The organism is Nocardia sp. NPDC057227, from assembly GCF_042669725.1.
In the GTDB taxonomy this organism is placed as follows: Bacteria; Actinomycetota; Actinomycetes; order Mycobacteriales; family Mycobacteriaceae; genus Nocardia; species Nocardia asteroides_A.
On the sequence record NZ_JBHUXA010000009.1, the window covers coordinates 89539 to 103747 of the forward strand.

Sequence of the window (14209 nt, forward strand, 5' to 3'; positions counted from 1 at the left end):
CAGCCGTGACCCCGGCGGTTCCCGGCGCTGTCGGGGCCGGGACCGATCTCGACGTGCTGCTCGGCCTCCTCGACCTCGAGGAGGTCGGGGGGGATGTCTTCGTCGGGCAGCACCCGGCGAAGGTCTGGAGCCGGACCTTCGGCGGCCAGCTGGTCTCGCAGGCCATCATCGCCGCGGGCCGCACCGTCGGTGATCGCCCGGTGCACGCGGTGAACGCGCACTTCGTGCGCGGCGGCGACGTCAAGAAGCCGATCGAGTACCACGTCGAGCGGCATCGGGACGGGCGCGCCTTCGCCAACCGCACGGTCACCGCGAGCCAGGACGGCCAGGAGCTGTTCGTCATGCTCGCGGCGTTCCAGGAGTGGGGGCGCGGGCTGGAGCACGCGCACGAGCGCCCCGACGTGCCCGATCCGGAGAGCCTGCCGCGCATCGAGCAGAGCTTCGCCGGGTTCGAGGACAAGCTGGAGATGTTCGTGAACGCCCCGCGGCCGATCGACCTCCGCTACACCAACGACCCGTCCTGGATCCTCAAGGGCACCGGGGAGAAGCTCAACCACAACCGGGTCTGGATGAAGGCCGACGGCACGCTGCCGGACGATCCGCTGCTGCACAATGCGACGCTCGGCTACTCCTCGGACACCACCGTGCTGGATTCGATCATCACCACGCACGGCCTCTCCTGGGGGCTGGACCGGATCGTCGCGGCGACGGTGAACCACTCGATCTGGTTCCATCGGCCGTTCCGCTTCGACGAGTGGACGCTGTACGCCACCGAGTCACCGGTGGCGGCGGGGTCGCGCGGGCTCGCCACCGGGCGGTTCTACGCGCGCACCGGCGAACTGCTCGCGACCACCGTGCAGGAGGGCGTGATCCGGCACTTCCCGCCGCGTCGGCCGAAGAGTTAGCTGCCGCTGTCGCGGCGGCCTAGATCCGCTCGCGGTCGGTGTCGAGGTCGAGGTCGGTGCGCTGTGAGGCGGAGAGCGTGAACGGGATCTCCGGCTCGTCGCCAGGGGTCGCGTAGAGCGCGAGCAGCAGCTTGTGCTCCAGCTCGGCGATATCGCCGTCGGTCAGCTCGGCCGGGGCGCCGACGAGGCTCAGCGCGATCTCGTAGCAGCCGCGCGCCCCCGGGTCCCGGTCCGGATTGTCGGTCCGCCACCGGGTTTCCAGGGCCGCGTGGCGGGGGTCGTCGGTGTCGACCGGCAGCGTGAAGCGCCAGGCGAAGACCTCCCGGTCCGCCAGGTGCGCGTCGACCTCGTCGCGCACCGCGCGCACCACGTGGTCGAGGGTCTCGGGGGTGAGGTAGACGTGGAGCGAAACATCCGAAATCCGCTTCGGCATGCCTGATTCCTGTCCTCGGGTCGCGCCGGAATCGGCGCAGGGCTCGTCCGCGGGGAGTGTAGCGCCGGCGGCTTCGGGTGGAACCGGCACCACGCCGGAGCGGCGGTCGTCGCGGCGCGTGCGCGGTGCCGCCGGGTGCGGGCGCGGCGGCCACCGTCGCCGCGGCCGGCCGGTCACCGGGTGCGGTTGGCGGCGAGGAACGCCGAGAGCGGGGCCTGCGGCTGCGGGCGGATCACCAGCCCCAGCTGGACCTCCTCCACCGGCCGCGCCTGCTCGTACGGCGCGAGCGCGAGCAGCAGCGGCACCACCGCCTCCGCGATCCGATCGCCCACCTCGCAGTAGGACTGCGCCGACAGCCCGACCGGGTCGGCGATGTTCTCCCGGTGCACGTACGCCAGATCATTACGCGCGGCATGCAATTCGCCGATCGTCCGCGCCCCCGTCAGCTTCGCGATCCGCCGCGCCTCCAGCAGTGTGAAGCTCCGCGCCTGCGCCCCGAACCCCATCCCGCCCGCCTGATCCCGGAGCTGATCGGTCATCGCCAGGATCAGATCCGCCCGATCCACCATCTCCGGCGTCAACCTGCGTGCCCGGAACCCATCCGGATCACCCCCGAGCCCGGAGATCGTCTGCGCTGCCAGCGGTTCCACCGGAAACCCGACCAGCGCCCTGGTCCCCGCGCTCTCCGCGGTGAGCCGGGGCAATTCGTAGTCGACCGCGAGGGCGCGCGTGAGCCGCTCGGCGATCGCCGAACGGCAGACGTTGGCATTGCAGACGAACAGGACGTGCATACGACAACGGTATGCAGGTCACAGCGCTGTCACGACCCCGCGCAGCGGGAAATCACACCCCGCCCGGCAAGTGTTCATCCGCAGGTCGGATACCGTACACGCCCCCCGGGGAACACCTCCCGGGGTTCGTGCCAGGGGGCCCGCGGCGCCGGGCGTGAAGCGCGCTCGACGGCACGGGCTGTGGAGAGCGCGATCGGTGGGTATCATCCTGCCCGGAGTATCGGGAGAACCGTTATGCTCTAGCGAATTTGGCAGCCCGCGTGATGTCGGGGTTCAGAGCACAGGAGCGCAGAAGCACGTGTCAGGGCCGAATCGGTCGGGCGGGCCGATGGCACCGCCGTCCGCGCGGCGACCCGGCGGAGCTCGGTCGCTCCCGGCTCGATGAGACGCAGTCGACCCGGAGCGCGGGGATTCCCGCAGGCGGCTCGCCTGCGGCGCGGCAGGCGTGCCCCGCGCCGGTCATCATCCATGAGGAGAACACGTGCAGTCCCAGCAACAGACGGTCGCGCCCGAGACCGCGGTGACCGAATCCGGCATCGACATCGCGTCGCTGCCTGCGGTGCCGATCTATGACGCGGCCTTCGCCGCCGACCCCGAGCGGGCCTACGCGGAGATGCGCCGGACCTACGGGTCGATGGCGCCGGTCGAACTCGCGCCCGGAGTCCGCGCGACCCTGGTGATCGGGTGGGCCACCGCGCGGCGGATCCTGAACGACCCGCACCACTTCCCGGCGGACCCGCGGATCTGGCAGCAGGGCGTCGACCCGGGGCTGTCGATCCTGCCGATGATCGAGTACCGCCCGAACGCGCTGTTCTCGACCGGCGCCGACCACACCAGGTACCGGGCGGCGACGGTGGACGCGCTGGCCGGGGTCGACCTCGCCGGCCTCCGGGACACCGTGGCGCAGACCGCGGGCGCGATGATCAACCAGTTCTGCGCGGCCGGCAGCGCCGACCTGATCAGCCAGTACGTGCTCCCGCTCGTATTCACGGTGGTGAACCAGATGCTCGGCTGCCCGCCGGAGATCAGCGGGCGGATCGCGGACGCGAGCGCGAAGCTCTTCGACTCCGTCGAGGACCGTGGCGAGGTGAACGCGGCGCTCAACGCCTCGCTGCTCGCGCTCGTCGCGCTCAAGCGGGCCGAACCCGGCGACGACGTGACCACCCGCCTGCTCCAGCACCCGGTGAATCTCGACGACGAGGAGATGTGCCACCAGCTCGTCACCTTCTTCTCCGCCTCGATCGAGCCGCTGACGAACCTCATCGTCAACACCCTGCTGCTGATGCTCACCGACCCGCGGTGGACGGAGGCGGCCTACGGCGCGGCGCCGCTGACCCCGGCCGCGATCCGGCTCACCCTCAGGGAGAACCCGCCGATCGCGCACTACTGCCTGAGCTACCCGGCGCAGCCGATCCTGGTCGGCGGGTACTGGCTGCGCGCGAACGAACCGGTGATCATCGGCATGACCGCGTGCAACAACGACCCGGAGAACCTGCAGGGCGACGACCGCGGCTACCACGAGATCGACCTGGCCTACGGTGGCGGCGTGCACGAGTGCCCCGCCAGGGCCCAGACGAACGCGCTCCTGATCGCGCACGAGGCGATCGACCAGCTGCTCGATGTGCTGCCGGAGATCGCCCTCGCGGTGCACGAATCGCGGCTGGTGTGGCGGCCCGGACCGTTCCACCGCGCACTGGAGACTCTGCCGGTGGACTTTCCGCCGACCCAGCCACTGCCGCTGGACTTCGGCCGGTAGGCCCGTCGGCGGGTGCGCCCGGCTACCGCCGGCCGGGCGCACACCGCCGGGAAAACGGCCGACGGAGCGGCGCTTTCAGCGCCGCCACCTGCGGCGCGACAGCATCGCGGTGCGAGTGGGCACTTCGTGCCATAGAATGCATTCCGGGGCCTCGGCCGCCTGAACGGCGGCAGGGGAAAAGCATTGGGGGTGGGGAAGGGGGATCCCGGGCACAGCGCGACGAGTCTTTCCCGGAGAGCGCTATTCCGCGCACAGCAGAGCACAGAGTGTGGCTTCGACGGCTGCGATGAACGCGGTTCGCCGACGGTGCTGATCGGCTCACCCGAGCCCGTTGCCGGCGGGTGCCGGAACCCGTCTCTCCCGATTCCGATTCCGAAGTGGCACAGACGCGCTTCGGAACGGCTACTGCTGCGCCGACATCGATCGGCACCACAGTGACAGCAGACACAAGGTTTCGCAACAGGGGCCCGCATCCGCGGATGCGGCCGCGGTGACGCGCGGGCCCGATGGCATCAGGGGTGTGCACATGTCAGTCGACCTATCGGACCAGTATTCTCCCTCCGACGTTCCCGAGCCCGATTCGATCGGCCACGCGCTGCGATCGGCAATTTTCGGCGATCACGCTGCGCTCCATATCCGTGTGCGCGATATCGTACTAGGACTCGGGGATGTTCCGCGATCGGGGCGTACCTATTCCGAGCAGGCGGCAGCGGCGCCCGATCTGCTTCGCGCGGCATTCTCCGGGTTGGGCTGCACGGCAAGTGATCTCGCGCTCGACGCGCAGCTGCGCGGCGCGCTCTGCGATTGGGCGCAGATCGCCGCGCCGCGGCTCCTGCTCGTGCTGACCGGGGATCTCGACCTGGCGGTGGGGGGAATTCTCGCGCTGGGCAACGGCTCCGACTACCAGCGGGAATGCCTGGCCGAATTGGACAACGGCGACTCGCTCGGCGTGCTGGCATTGACGGAGTTCGGCGGCACCAATGGCGCCAATCAAGGGACGATCGCCGACTACGATCGCGCGCGGAACGGGTTCTGGCTCACCACACCGTCTTTCGAGTTCGCAAAGTTCATGCCGAATATCGCCGACCCGGGCGTGCCGAAGACGGTGGTCGTGACCGCGCGGCTGCTGGTCGACGGCCGCGACGAGGGGGTGCTTCCCTTCCTGGTGCGGCTGCGGACCGACGAGGGGCTCATCGACGGCGTCGATGTCGAGACGCTGCCGGACAAGGACAGCGCGCCCATGGACCACGCCGTCTTCCGCTTCCGGCGGGTGTGGCTGCCGGCCGACGCTCTGCTGAGCGGGGACTGGGGGCGGATGACCGACACCGGATTCGACTGCGATCTGCCGGTGCACAAGCGATTCCACGCCGCGGTCTCCGCACTGGGCAACGGCAGGCTCGACCTCGCCAACGCCTCCATCGCGAGCGCCCGCGCCGCGCTCACCGGCCTGGTCAACTACGTCCAGCAGCGCAGGCCCGCGCACAGCACGCCGATGGCCGACCGCCACCCGGTGCGCAGCGAGCTGATCTCGCACCTCGCCGCCGTCTACGCCACCAGCGTGCTCGGCAGGCGGCTGCGCGACCTGCGCGCGACCGCCGACGCCGACGAGGCCGACCAGCGGCTGTGGTCGATGCTGGCCAAGCCGCTGCTGTCGTTCACCGCCCAGCAGACGCTGACCATGGTGCGGCAGCGGATGGCCGCCCAGGGGGCGCTGCGCGTCAACCACGTGGCGGACTGGATCGGCAACACCCAGGCGATCTACACCGCCGAGGGTGAGAACCAGATCATGCTCGTGACCGCGGGGAAGGCGGGGAGGGCGCTGACCGCGCTGCGGCTGCCCGAGCTCCCCGCCGAGCTGCCCTGGTACCACCCGCTGCTGACCAGGCGGCAGGAGATGACCGCGGACCGGGTCGAGCTGCTGCGCCGCGGCGCGCCGGGTACGGCTGCCGACGCCATCGACTCGATCGCGATCGAACTCGCCGAGGCGACCGGCGCCGTGCAGGCGACCACCGCGCTGCTCGCCGCCGCCGATGGCACTGCCGACCCGGTCGCGAAGGCGCTGCTCGAGTCGGCGGCGGCGATCTACGCCCTGGAGACCGTCAAGGCCGACGCCTTCTGGTATGCCGCCAACCAGCAGCTGCCGCCCGAGCTGGCGGTGCGGATCGATGCCGAACTCGCTGGGCACCACGCCGTGCTGGCCGGGCACCTCGAGGAATTGGTCGGCGCGTTCCTGATCGTCGGGCTGGACGGCCCGGTGTTCGCGCCGGACTACCGCAAGGCATGGCAGGACCGGATCGGGTGGAGTGACACCTCGTTCGGTGAGGTCGGCGAGGCGCCCGCCGCGTAGCGGAGCGTGCGGGGCCGTTCCATTCCCGGCGGCCCCGCCTATTCATTCCCGCACGGCCGAATTCGAAATTCCGGGCCCCGTTGGTGCCGAGTGTGGGACTCGAACCCACACGCCCTTTCGGGCAACGGTTTTTGAGACCGTCGCGTCTGCCAGTTCCGCCAACCCGGCGCACCGGAAGCGACTATAGCCGCTGGGCGCCCCCGGCCGCGAAACGGCGGGGCGCGGCGGGGTTCGCGCAGGGTATATGGGTTGTCCGGCGAGCTGAACGGTACTCTCTACAGCACTCGCATGCGGAACCAGAGGGGTCTACCAATGAGCAGTACAGCAGGGGGCGCCGGCCCGTCGCGGGACACCGGTGCGAAGCGTGTCGTCGTCGCCGAGGACGAGACGCTCATCAGGATGGACCTGGTCGAGATGCTCACCGAAGAGGGCTACGAGGTGGTCGGCGAGGCCGGTGACGGGCAGCAGGCGGTCGACCTCGCGGTGGAGCAGAAACCCGATCTGGTGATCATGGACGTCAAGATGCCGCGCCGGGACGGGATCGACGCCGCCGCCGAGATCGCGTCGAAACGCGTTGCGCCGGTGGTGATCCTGACCGCATTCAGCCAGCGCGACCTGGTGGAGCGGGCGCGCGACGCGGGGGCGATGGCCTACCTGGTGAAGCCGTTCACGAAGTCCGACCTGGTTCCGGCCATCGAGCTGGCGGCGAGCCGCTTCCACGAGATCACCGCGCTGGAGAGCGAGGTGGCGAACCTCTCCGAGCGGCTGGAGACCCGCAAACTCGTCGAGCGCGCCAAGGGCGTGCTGATGCAGACCCAGGGGCTCTCCGAGCCGCAGGCGTTCAAGTGGATCCAGCGCACCGCGATGGATCGGCGCACCACCATGAAGGCGGTCGCGGAGGTCGTGTTGGAGAATCTCGCGCCGCAGTGATCTGCGCGGCATTTTCGATACCGGCGGAACGCGTGTCAGGGGGCTGAGCGACGCGTCCGCGGAATCGTGGCGGACAAATGCCGCCGTCGCGGCCGGAAATTTTACCTGCCGGAAACGTGAACTGCGAGAACAATTCGACACGAAGTCGTCTTCATGGAGCGATTGTGATGCGGATCCATCGTACCGACGCTATGTTTCTGACCGGGCTGGCGCGGTCGGCCTCCCCGGTCCGACCGGGGGAACACAGGAACGTAGAGGTGAGACGCGTGCTGAGTTCGACATGGCGAAGGCGCTCCACGCGCGGCGTGCTGGCACTCGGTGCCGTCGCCGCGCTGGTGCTGACCGGATGTGGCGACAAGTCGACGAGCGACGGTTCGGATTCGTCCGGTACCGCGGGTGCGGGCGGGTTGTCGATCCAGCCCGTGCTGCAGGTCGACGCACAGGGCAAGGAGGTCCCGAAGGCGGACGCGGCCACGGCGGCCGATCCGGCGGGTGCCGGCGGCGCCACCTGCCCGGCGGGCACCTCGATCGCCATGGCGGGCGCGCTCACCGGCCCGGACGCGGCGCTCGGCATCAACATCGTCAACGGCGTGAAGCTCGCGCTGGACAAGCACAACAAGGCCAATCCGGGCTGCCAGATCGCGCTCAAGCAGTTCGACACCGAGGGCGACCCGCAGAAGGCGTCCCAGGTGATCCCGCAGGTCGTCAACGATCCGTCGGTGATCGGCCTGGTCGGCCCGGCCTTCTCCGGCGAGACCAAGGCGACCGGCCAGATCCTCAGCGACGCCGGGCTGGTCTCGGTCACCTCGTCGGCGACCAATGCCACGCTCACCGCGAACGGCTGGCAGACCTTCTTCCGCGGTCTGGCCAACGACGACGTGCAGGGCCCCTCGGTGGCGAACTACCTGGTGAACACCGCCGGGTACAAGAAGGTCTGCGTCGTGCAGGACAACACCGACTACGGCACCGGCCTGGCCAAGAGCATCACCGCCGGCCTCGGCGCCGCGGCCGACCCGGCCTGCGCCGCCAGCATCAAGAAGGGCGACAAGGACTTCTCGGCCACCGTCACCCAGATCTCGGCCGCGAAGCCGGACGCCATCTTCTACTCGGGCTACTACTCCGAGGGCGCCCCGCTGGCCCAGCAGCTGAAGTCGGGCGGCGTGGACGCGGTCTTCGTCTCCGCGGACGGCACCAACGACCCGCAGTTCGTCGCGCAGGCGGGCAGCTCGGCCAAGGGTGCGGTGCTCTCCTGCCCGTGCGGCCCGGCGCCGGAGACCTTCGCCAAGGAGTACGAGGCGCTGAACGGCCAGGCGCCCGGCGTGTACTCGGTCGAGGCCTACGACCTGACCACGATCCTGGCCAAGGGCATCGACGGCGGCGCGGTCACCAGGCCCGCCCTGCTCGACTACGTGAAGACGTACGACGGCGCCGGCCTGGCCCGCCAGTACAAGTGGAATCCGAACGGTGAACTGTCCAACGCGCTGATCTGGATCTACGAGGTCAAGTAGCCGGACGACCGGCGAAACGGCACGTGCGAACCCTGCCGGGGGGCGTACGTGCCGTTTCGTCCGGGGCCGAATCCGTGCGGGTGAAGATGAGGGCGAACTACGAATGACGACATCAACTCTGCTCGGCGCGGCCTCCCTCGCCGACGGGTCGATCGACTTCAACTACGAGGGCGTGATCGACCAGTTCTGGCGGCTGACCGTCGACGGGCTGTCCTACGGCGCGATCTACGCGCTGGTAGCCGTCGGCTACACGCTGGTCTACGGCGTGCTGCGGCTGATCAACTTCGCGCACTCCGAGGTCTTCATGCTCGGGCTGTTCGGGCAGTACATCGGGCTCATGCTGCTCGGCTTCGGGCCGAGCGGTGACGTCTACTCGCAGGGCATCCTGCTCACCGTCACCTACCTGGGGCTGGCGATGCTCTTCGGCATGGCGGTCTCCGGCGCCGCCGCGGTGGGGCTGGAGCGGGTGGCCTACCGGCCGCTGCGCAGGCGCGGCGCCAAACCGCTGATCTTCCTGATCACCGCGATCGGCATGTCCTTCGTGCTGCAGGAGTTCGTGCACTTCGTGCTCCCGGAGATCTGGCCGGGGCTGGGCGGCACCAATGCCCAGCAGCCGATCATGCTGGTCGAGCCGAAGGTGCAGTTCAGCTTCGGCGGCGCCGACGTCACCAACGTGACGCTGGTGATCATCGCCGCCGCCGTGATCCTGGCGATCGCGACCGAGATCGTGATCAACCGGACCAAGTTCGGCCGCGGCATCCGCGCGGTCGCGCAGGACCCGGACACCGCGACCCTGATGGGCGTCTCCCGGGAGCGCGTCATCATGCTGACCTTCCTGATCGGCGGCCTCCTCGCCGGCGCCGCCGCGCTGCTCTACGCGCTCAAGATCCCGAACGGCATCATCTACTCCGGCGGTTTCGTGCTCGGCATCAAGGCGTTCAGCGCCGCGGTGCTCGGCGGCATCGGCAACCTGCGCGGCGCGCTGCTCGGCGGGTTGCTGCTCGGCCTCGCGGAGAACTACGGCCAGATCCTCTTCGGCACCGAGTGGCGCGACGTGGTCGCCTTCGTGGTGCTGGTGCTGGTGCTGATGTTCCGGCCGACCGGCATCCTCGGTGAGAGTCTCGGGAAGGCACGGGTATGACCGACCACGATCCGGCGACGCAGCGCCTGCCGATCCAGCAGGCCGCGCCGCCGAAGGACCGCTCGCCCGCGCCCACACCGCCCGCGCGCCAGATGCACGGCGTCGGCGACGCACTGCGCTCCTGGTGGGCGGGGCTCTCCCGGCCCGCCCAGTGGGCCGTCGGCGTGCCCGCGCTGATCGTGCTCGCGCTGCTCCCGCTCTTCCCGCCGCCCTTCCTGAACACGCCGGGCACCAGCTTCGGCGGGGTCATGGCGCAGTTCGCCATGTACGCGCTGATCGCCATCGGGCTCAACGTCGTAGTCGGCCAGGCCGGGCTGCTCGACCTCGGCTACGTCGGCTTCTACGCCGTCGGCGCCTACACCGTCGGGCTGCTGACCAGCCCGAACAGCCCGTGGAACCAGACCGATGGCGGCTGGCTGAACGAGGACTGGGCCTGGCTGGCCTGCGTGCCGATCGCGGTCGCGGTGACCGCGATGTCCGGGCTGATCCTCGGCTCGCCCACGCTCCGGCTGCGCGGCGACTACCTGGCCATCGTGACGCTCGGCTTCGGCGAGATCGTCCGGCTGCTCGCCGACAACCTCGGCGACGTCACCAACGGCAGCCTCGGCCTCTCCGGGATCGCCTACCCGCGGGTCGGCGAGTCGGCGGAGCAGCCGAACGGCTACTTCTCCTCGGGCAATGTCGGCGACCCGAACTCGTCGAACCTGCTGGACAAGGCGAACTCCGGGGTCTGGTGGTTCTGGATCGGCATGGTCCTGGTGATCATCGTGCTGCTGATCGTCGGCAACCTGGAGCGCAGCCGGGTCGGCCGCGCCTGGGTGGCGATCCGCGAGGACGAGGACGCCGCCGAGGTCATGGGGGTGCCCGCCTTCAAGTTCAAGCTCTGGGCCTTCATGATCGGCGCCGCCATCGGCGGGCTCTCCGGCGCGCTCTACGCGGGCCAGGTGCAGTTCATCAACCCGACCGGCTTCAACATCATCAACTCGATGCTCTTCCTCTGCGCGGTGGTGATCGGCGGGCAGGGCAACAAGCTCGGCGTGATCGTCGGCGCCTTCATCATCGTCTGGCTGCCGAACCGGCTGATGTCGGTGCAGCTGGTGGAGCAGAGCGCCACCGGCTACGCGCTGCTCGCGCTCACGATCGTCGTGCTGATCGCGGCCGTCGTCGGGTGGCGGAAGTGGGCGCGGCACCAGGAGTCGACGGGGGTGCGGTACGGCTACGTCTTCGGCTCGATCGCGGTGCTGATCGGGCTGTTCGCCGTGCTCGGCAATACGCTGGTGCTCCAGCAGCAGGGCGCGCAGTCGCTGGGCGACTTCAAGTACCTCTTCTTCGGCATCACGCTGGTGGTGCTGATGATCTTCCGGCCGCAGGGGCTCTTCCCGGCGCGGCAGAAGCTGCTCACCTACGGCCGCCAGATCTACCAGGCGGTCCGCAGACCGGCCGCCGGACCGAACGGAGAACGGGCATGACCGGGCCCGGTGCGGGTGACGCGCTGTTCGACAACGAGGACATGTCCGCGGGCTACCGCAAGCCGCCGGAGCCGGTGGAGTACGCGGGCGACGTCGAGGTGACGGCGGTGCTTCCGGTGCTCGCCGACCCCGACGCGGTCGCCGAGGTGGTGGCGCCGAGCCGGACGATCGACACCCCGGTCGGGGCGGCGCTGCTGCGCACCGACGGGCTGACCGTGAAGTTCGGCGGGCTGACCGCGCTGGACAGCGTCGACTTCGAGATCCGCCGCGGCGAGATCCTCGGGTTGATCGGGCCGAACGGCGCGGGCAAGACCACCTGCTTCAACGCCATCAGCGGGGTGTACCGGCCGACCTCGGGCACGGTGTACTTCGACGGCAAGCCGCTCACCAAGACCAAGCGCAACGCCATCACCCGGCTCGGCATCGCGCGCACCTTCCAGAACATCCGGCTCTTCGGCGAGATGACCGCGCTGGAGAACGTGGTGGTCGGCACCGACGCCAGGCACAAGACCTCGGTGCCCGGCGCGATCTTCCGCACCCCGCGGCACCGCCGCGAGGAGCGCGACGCCATCGAGCGCGGCATGGCGCTGCTGGAGTTCGTCGGCATCGCGCCGCGGGCGGTGGAGAAGGCGCGCAACCTCTCCTACGGCGACCAGCGCAGGCTGGAGATCGCCCGCGCGCTCGCCACCGAGCCGAAGCTGCTCTGCCTGGACGAGCCGGCCGCCGGGTTCAACCCGAGCGAGAAGTCGGCGCTCATGGAGCTGATCCGCAAGATCCGCGACGACGGCTTCACCGTGCTGCTCATCGAGCACGACATGCGGCTGGTCATGGGCGTGACCGACCGGATCGTGGTGCTGGAGTTCGGCCGCAAGATCGCCGACGGGCTGCCCGCCGAGATCCGGGAGAACCCGGACGTGATCGCCGCCTACCTCGGCGTGCCCGACGACGAAGAACAGGGGCAGTGATGGCTGAAACGGACGTGCTGCTCGAAGTCACCGACATGGTGGTGAACTACGGCAGGATCCAGGCGCTGCACGGGGTCTCGCTGCAGGTCAGGCAGGGTGAGCTGGTGACACTGCTCGGCGCCAACGGCGCGGGCAAGACCACCACCATGCGCGCGCTCTCCGGGCTGCTGCCGCTCACCGGCGGCCGGGTGGTCTTCGCCGGCGAGGACATCACGCACGTCAAGGCGCACGAGCGGGTTGGCCGCGGGCTCATCCAGGCGCCGGAGGGCCGCGGCGTCTTCCCCGGCATGACGGTGGTCGAGAACCTCGAGATGGGCTGCTACGCCCGGCCCTTCAAGGAGAAGGCCGAGTACGCGAAGACCCTGGACTGGGTCTTCGAGCTCTTCCCGCGGCTGGCCGAGCGGCGCAAGCAGGTCGGCGGCACGCTCTCCGGCGGCGAGCAGCAGATGCTCGCCATCGGCCGCTCGCTGATGGCGCGGCCGCGGCTGCTGCTGCTGGACGAGCCGTCGATGGGGCTGGCGCCCATGGTGATCCAGCAGATCTTCCGGATCATCGGGCAGATCAACGCCGAGGGGACGACGGTGCTGCTGGTCGAGCAGAACGCGCAGCAGGCGCTCGCGCGCAGCACCCGCGCCTACATCCTGGAGACCGGTGCGGTGACCAAGACCGGTGGCGGCCGCGAGCTGCTCACCGATCCCGCCGTGAAATCGGCGTACCTCGGCGTCGGCTGAGCCGGGTCCGCCGCAGCCGCGCGGTGGAAGTGCCTGCTTAGCAGGGGTTTCCGCCGCGCCGGGCGGCGGCGCGCGGTGCGCGGGGCCGCGGTGGCCGCTCCGGAGGCGCTTGCGGTGCGCACGGCGCTCCGCTTCCATGGAGCCGGTGGTGCGGGCAACGGCGCCGGTGCCACCGCGGAGCGAGGGGGAACGATGAGCGGGCCGTGGTGGAGCCGGCCGCGCCGGTTGATCGCCCTCGCGGCGGGTGCGGCGGTGATCGGGCTGGTGCTGGCCGCCGGGGTCTCCCGGCCCGCGCACCGGACCGTCGAGCCGCCGACCGAGCTGCGCGCGGCGCGCGGTGTCCCGGCAGGCCCCGGCTTCGCGGGGCTGCTCGACGAGGCGGGCCGCCCGGCCGGTGACGACGCGCCGCCGGTGGCCGAGCTGCCGCTGGCCGGGGTGCCGCTGCGCGCGGGGCCCGGTGCCCCCGACCCGCGCCCGGTCTTCGCGCTCGCCGACCACCCGCTGCTGGCCAGGCACGCCGGGCTGGCCAGGATCAGCTGCGAGCTGCCGCCCTGGCACGACGAGCCGCGCGGCGCCGAGGCGTTCCTGCGCGCGACGCTGGACTGCCTGGACGACAGCTGGTCGGTGACGCTGCGCAATGCCGGGCTTCCCTTCCGCCCGCCGCGGCTGGAGCTGCCCGCCGCCGGGGCGAGGAGCGCGTGCCCGGACCGGCTGCCCGGCCCGGCGGACCGGCCGTTCTACTGTCCGGCCGAGGAGAGCATCGTCGTCCCCGCCGCTGCCCTCCAGCCGCTCGGCGCCGGGTCCCGGCGCGGCACCCAGCTGGCCGCGCTCGGGCACGAGTACGGCCACCACGTGCAGCAGCTCATCGGCGTGCTGCGCGCCTACACCGACGCGCGCACCGCCGCGGGCTGGAGCTCCGAGCGCGGCCAGGAGCAGAGCCGCAGGCTCGACCTGCAGGCGTGGTGCTTCTCCGGCATGTTCCTCGGCACCAACCACGGCCGCGGCGACATCGACCGGCGCACCTGGGAGGAGGCCGCGAGCGCCGTCCGGGCGAGCGGCGACCGGCCCGGTGAGCCGCGGCTGCTCGGCAGCCAGGAGTCGGTGTGGGGCTGGTGGCGCTGGGGTTCGGACACCGGCGACACCTGGGAGTGCAACAGCTGGTACGCGGCCGCGTCGCACGTCGGCTGAGCCGCGCGGTCCCGTCCCGGATGTCGGAGGCGGTCCCTAGACTCA

General features: G+C 70.6%; 12 protein-coding genes and 1 tRNA gene. 10 read left to right on the forward strand and 3 right to left on the reverse strand.

The annotated features are described in order from the left end of the window. Positions 1–5 precede the first annotated feature (5 nt). Positions 6–905 (forward strand): acyl-CoA thioesterase, encoded by a 900-nt coding sequence (locus ACFUJ1_RS15095; RefSeq protein WP_378645860.1) that lies wholly within the window; start codon positions 6–8, stop codon positions 903–905. A 19-nt stretch (positions 906–924) separates the two neighbouring features. Here the strand turns inward: ACFUJ1_RS15095 and ACFUJ1_RS15100 are convergent, their stop codons facing one another. After that, complete coding sequence (locus tag ACFUJ1_RS15100; protein WP_378645862.1) at positions 925–1338, reverse strand: hypothetical protein; 414 nt, start codon at positions 1336–1338, stop codon at positions 925–927. A gap of 173 nt (positions 1339–1511) precedes the next feature. Continuing rightward, the gene (locus ACFUJ1_RS15105) at positions 1512–2129 is read right to left on the reverse strand and encodes a low molecular weight phosphatase family protein (protein WP_378645863.1); all 618 of its coding nucleotides are present in this window, start codon (positions 2127–2129) and stop codon (positions 1512–1514) included. 481 nt (positions 2130–2610) lie between these two features. On the opposite strand from ACFUJ1_RS15105, the gene ACFUJ1_RS15110 reads away from it, so the two are divergent. Both ACFUJ1_RS15110 and ACFUJ1_RS15115 read left to right on the forward strand, forming a co-directional pair. After that, entirely contained in the window at positions 2611–3885 is a 1275-nt protein-coding gene (locus tag ACFUJ1_RS15110) for a cytochrome P450 (RefSeq protein WP_378645865.1), read from the forward strand. Positions 3886–4630: 745 nt separating this feature from the next. Further along, positions 4631–6232 (forward strand): acyl-CoA dehydrogenase family protein, encoded by a 1602-nt coding sequence (locus ACFUJ1_RS15115; protein ID WP_378645866.1) that lies wholly within the window; start codon positions 4631–4633, stop codon positions 6230–6232. An 81-nt stretch (positions 6233–6313) separates the two neighbouring features. Here the strand turns inward: ACFUJ1_RS15115 and ACFUJ1_RS15120 are convergent. Then, positions 6314–6400: transfer RNA gene (locus ACFUJ1_RS15120), tRNA-Leu, on the reverse strand. A gap of 144 nt (positions 6401–6544) precedes the next feature. Between ACFUJ1_RS15120 and ACFUJ1_RS15125 the strand changes: the two genes are divergently transcribed. From ACFUJ1_RS15125 to ACFUJ1_RS15155, 7 genes are all read left to right on the forward strand, one after another. Continuing rightward, complete coding sequence (locus ACFUJ1_RS15125; protein WP_378645868.1) at positions 6545–7162, forward strand: ANTAR domain-containing response regulator; 618 nt, start codon at positions 6545–6547, stop codon at positions 7160–7162. 305 nt (positions 7163–7467) lie between these two features. Then, entirely contained in the window at positions 7468–8670 is a 1203-nt protein-coding gene (locus ACFUJ1_RS15130) for a branched-chain amino acid ABC transporter substrate-binding protein (protein ID WP_378646097.1), read from the forward strand. Between the two features lie 103 nt (positions 8671–8773). Continuing rightward, complete coding sequence (locus ACFUJ1_RS15135) at positions 8774–9811, forward strand: branched-chain amino acid ABC transporter permease (RefSeq protein ID WP_378645870.1); 1038 nt, start codon at positions 8774–8776, stop codon at positions 9809–9811. Positions 9812–9903: 92 nt separating this feature from the next. Beyond that, the gene (locus tag ACFUJ1_RS15140) at positions 9904–11280 is read left to right on the forward strand and encodes a branched-chain amino acid ABC transporter permease (protein ID WP_378646099.1); all 1377 of its coding nucleotides are present in this window, start codon (positions 9904–9906) and stop codon (positions 11278–11280) included. Continuing rightward, positions 11277–12245 (forward strand): ABC transporter ATP-binding protein, encoded by a 969-nt coding sequence (locus ACFUJ1_RS15145; RefSeq protein ID WP_378645872.1) that lies wholly within the window; start codon positions 11277–11279, stop codon positions 12243–12245. Before ACFUJ1_RS15140 ends, ACFUJ1_RS15145 begins: the two co-directional genes overlap by 4 nt. Further along, positions 12245–12976: an ABC transporter ATP-binding protein gene (locus tag ACFUJ1_RS15150; protein WP_378645874.1), complete on the forward strand. Its 732-nt coding sequence runs from the start codon at positions 12245–12247 to the stop codon at positions 12974–12976. Before ACFUJ1_RS15145 ends, ACFUJ1_RS15150 begins: the two co-directional genes overlap by 1 nt. A 192-nt stretch (positions 12977–13168) precedes the next feature. Then, positions 13169–14164 carry a neutral zinc metallopeptidase gene (locus ACFUJ1_RS15155; RefSeq protein WP_378645875.1) on the forward strand — a complete coding sequence of 332 codons (996 nt, stop codon included), beginning with the start codon at positions 13169–13171 and terminating at the stop codon, positions 14162–14164. The last annotated feature ends 45 nt before the right edge of the window (positions 14165–14209 follow it).

Bases quoted from the DNA above. Each gene is read 5' to 3' on its own strand.
- ACFUJ1_RS15100 (WP_378645862.1), bottom strand. From the start codon at position 1,338: ATGCCGAAGCGGATTTCGGATGTTTCGCTCCACGTCTACCTCACCCCC.
- ACFUJ1_RS15105 (WP_378645863.1), bottom strand. From the start codon at position 2,129: ATGCACGTCCTGTTCGTCTGCAATGCCAACGTCTGCCGTTCGGCGATC.
- ACFUJ1_RS15125 (WP_378645868.1), top strand. From the start codon at position 6,545: ATGAGCAGTACAGCAGGGGGCGCCGGCCCGTCGCGGGACACCGGTGCG.
- ACFUJ1_RS15135 (WP_378645870.1), top strand. From the start codon at position 8,774: ATGACGACATCAACTCTGCTCGGCGCGGCCTCCCTCGCCGACGGGTCG.
- ACFUJ1_RS15140 (WP_378646099.1), top strand. From the start codon at position 9,904: ATGCACGGCGTCGGCGACGCACTGCGCTCCTGGTGGGCGGGGCTCTCC.
- ACFUJ1_RS15145 (WP_378645872.1), top strand. From the start codon at position 11,277: ATGACCGGGCCCGGTGCGGGTGACGCGCTGTTCGACAACGAGGACATG.
- ACFUJ1_RS15150 (WP_378645874.1), top strand. From the start codon at position 12,245: ATGGCTGAAACGGACGTGCTGCTCGAAGTCACCGACATGGTGGTGAAC.
- ACFUJ1_RS15155 (WP_378645875.1), top strand. From the start codon at position 13,169: ATGAGCGGGCCGTGGTGGAGCCGGCCGCGCCGGTTGATCGCCCTCGCG.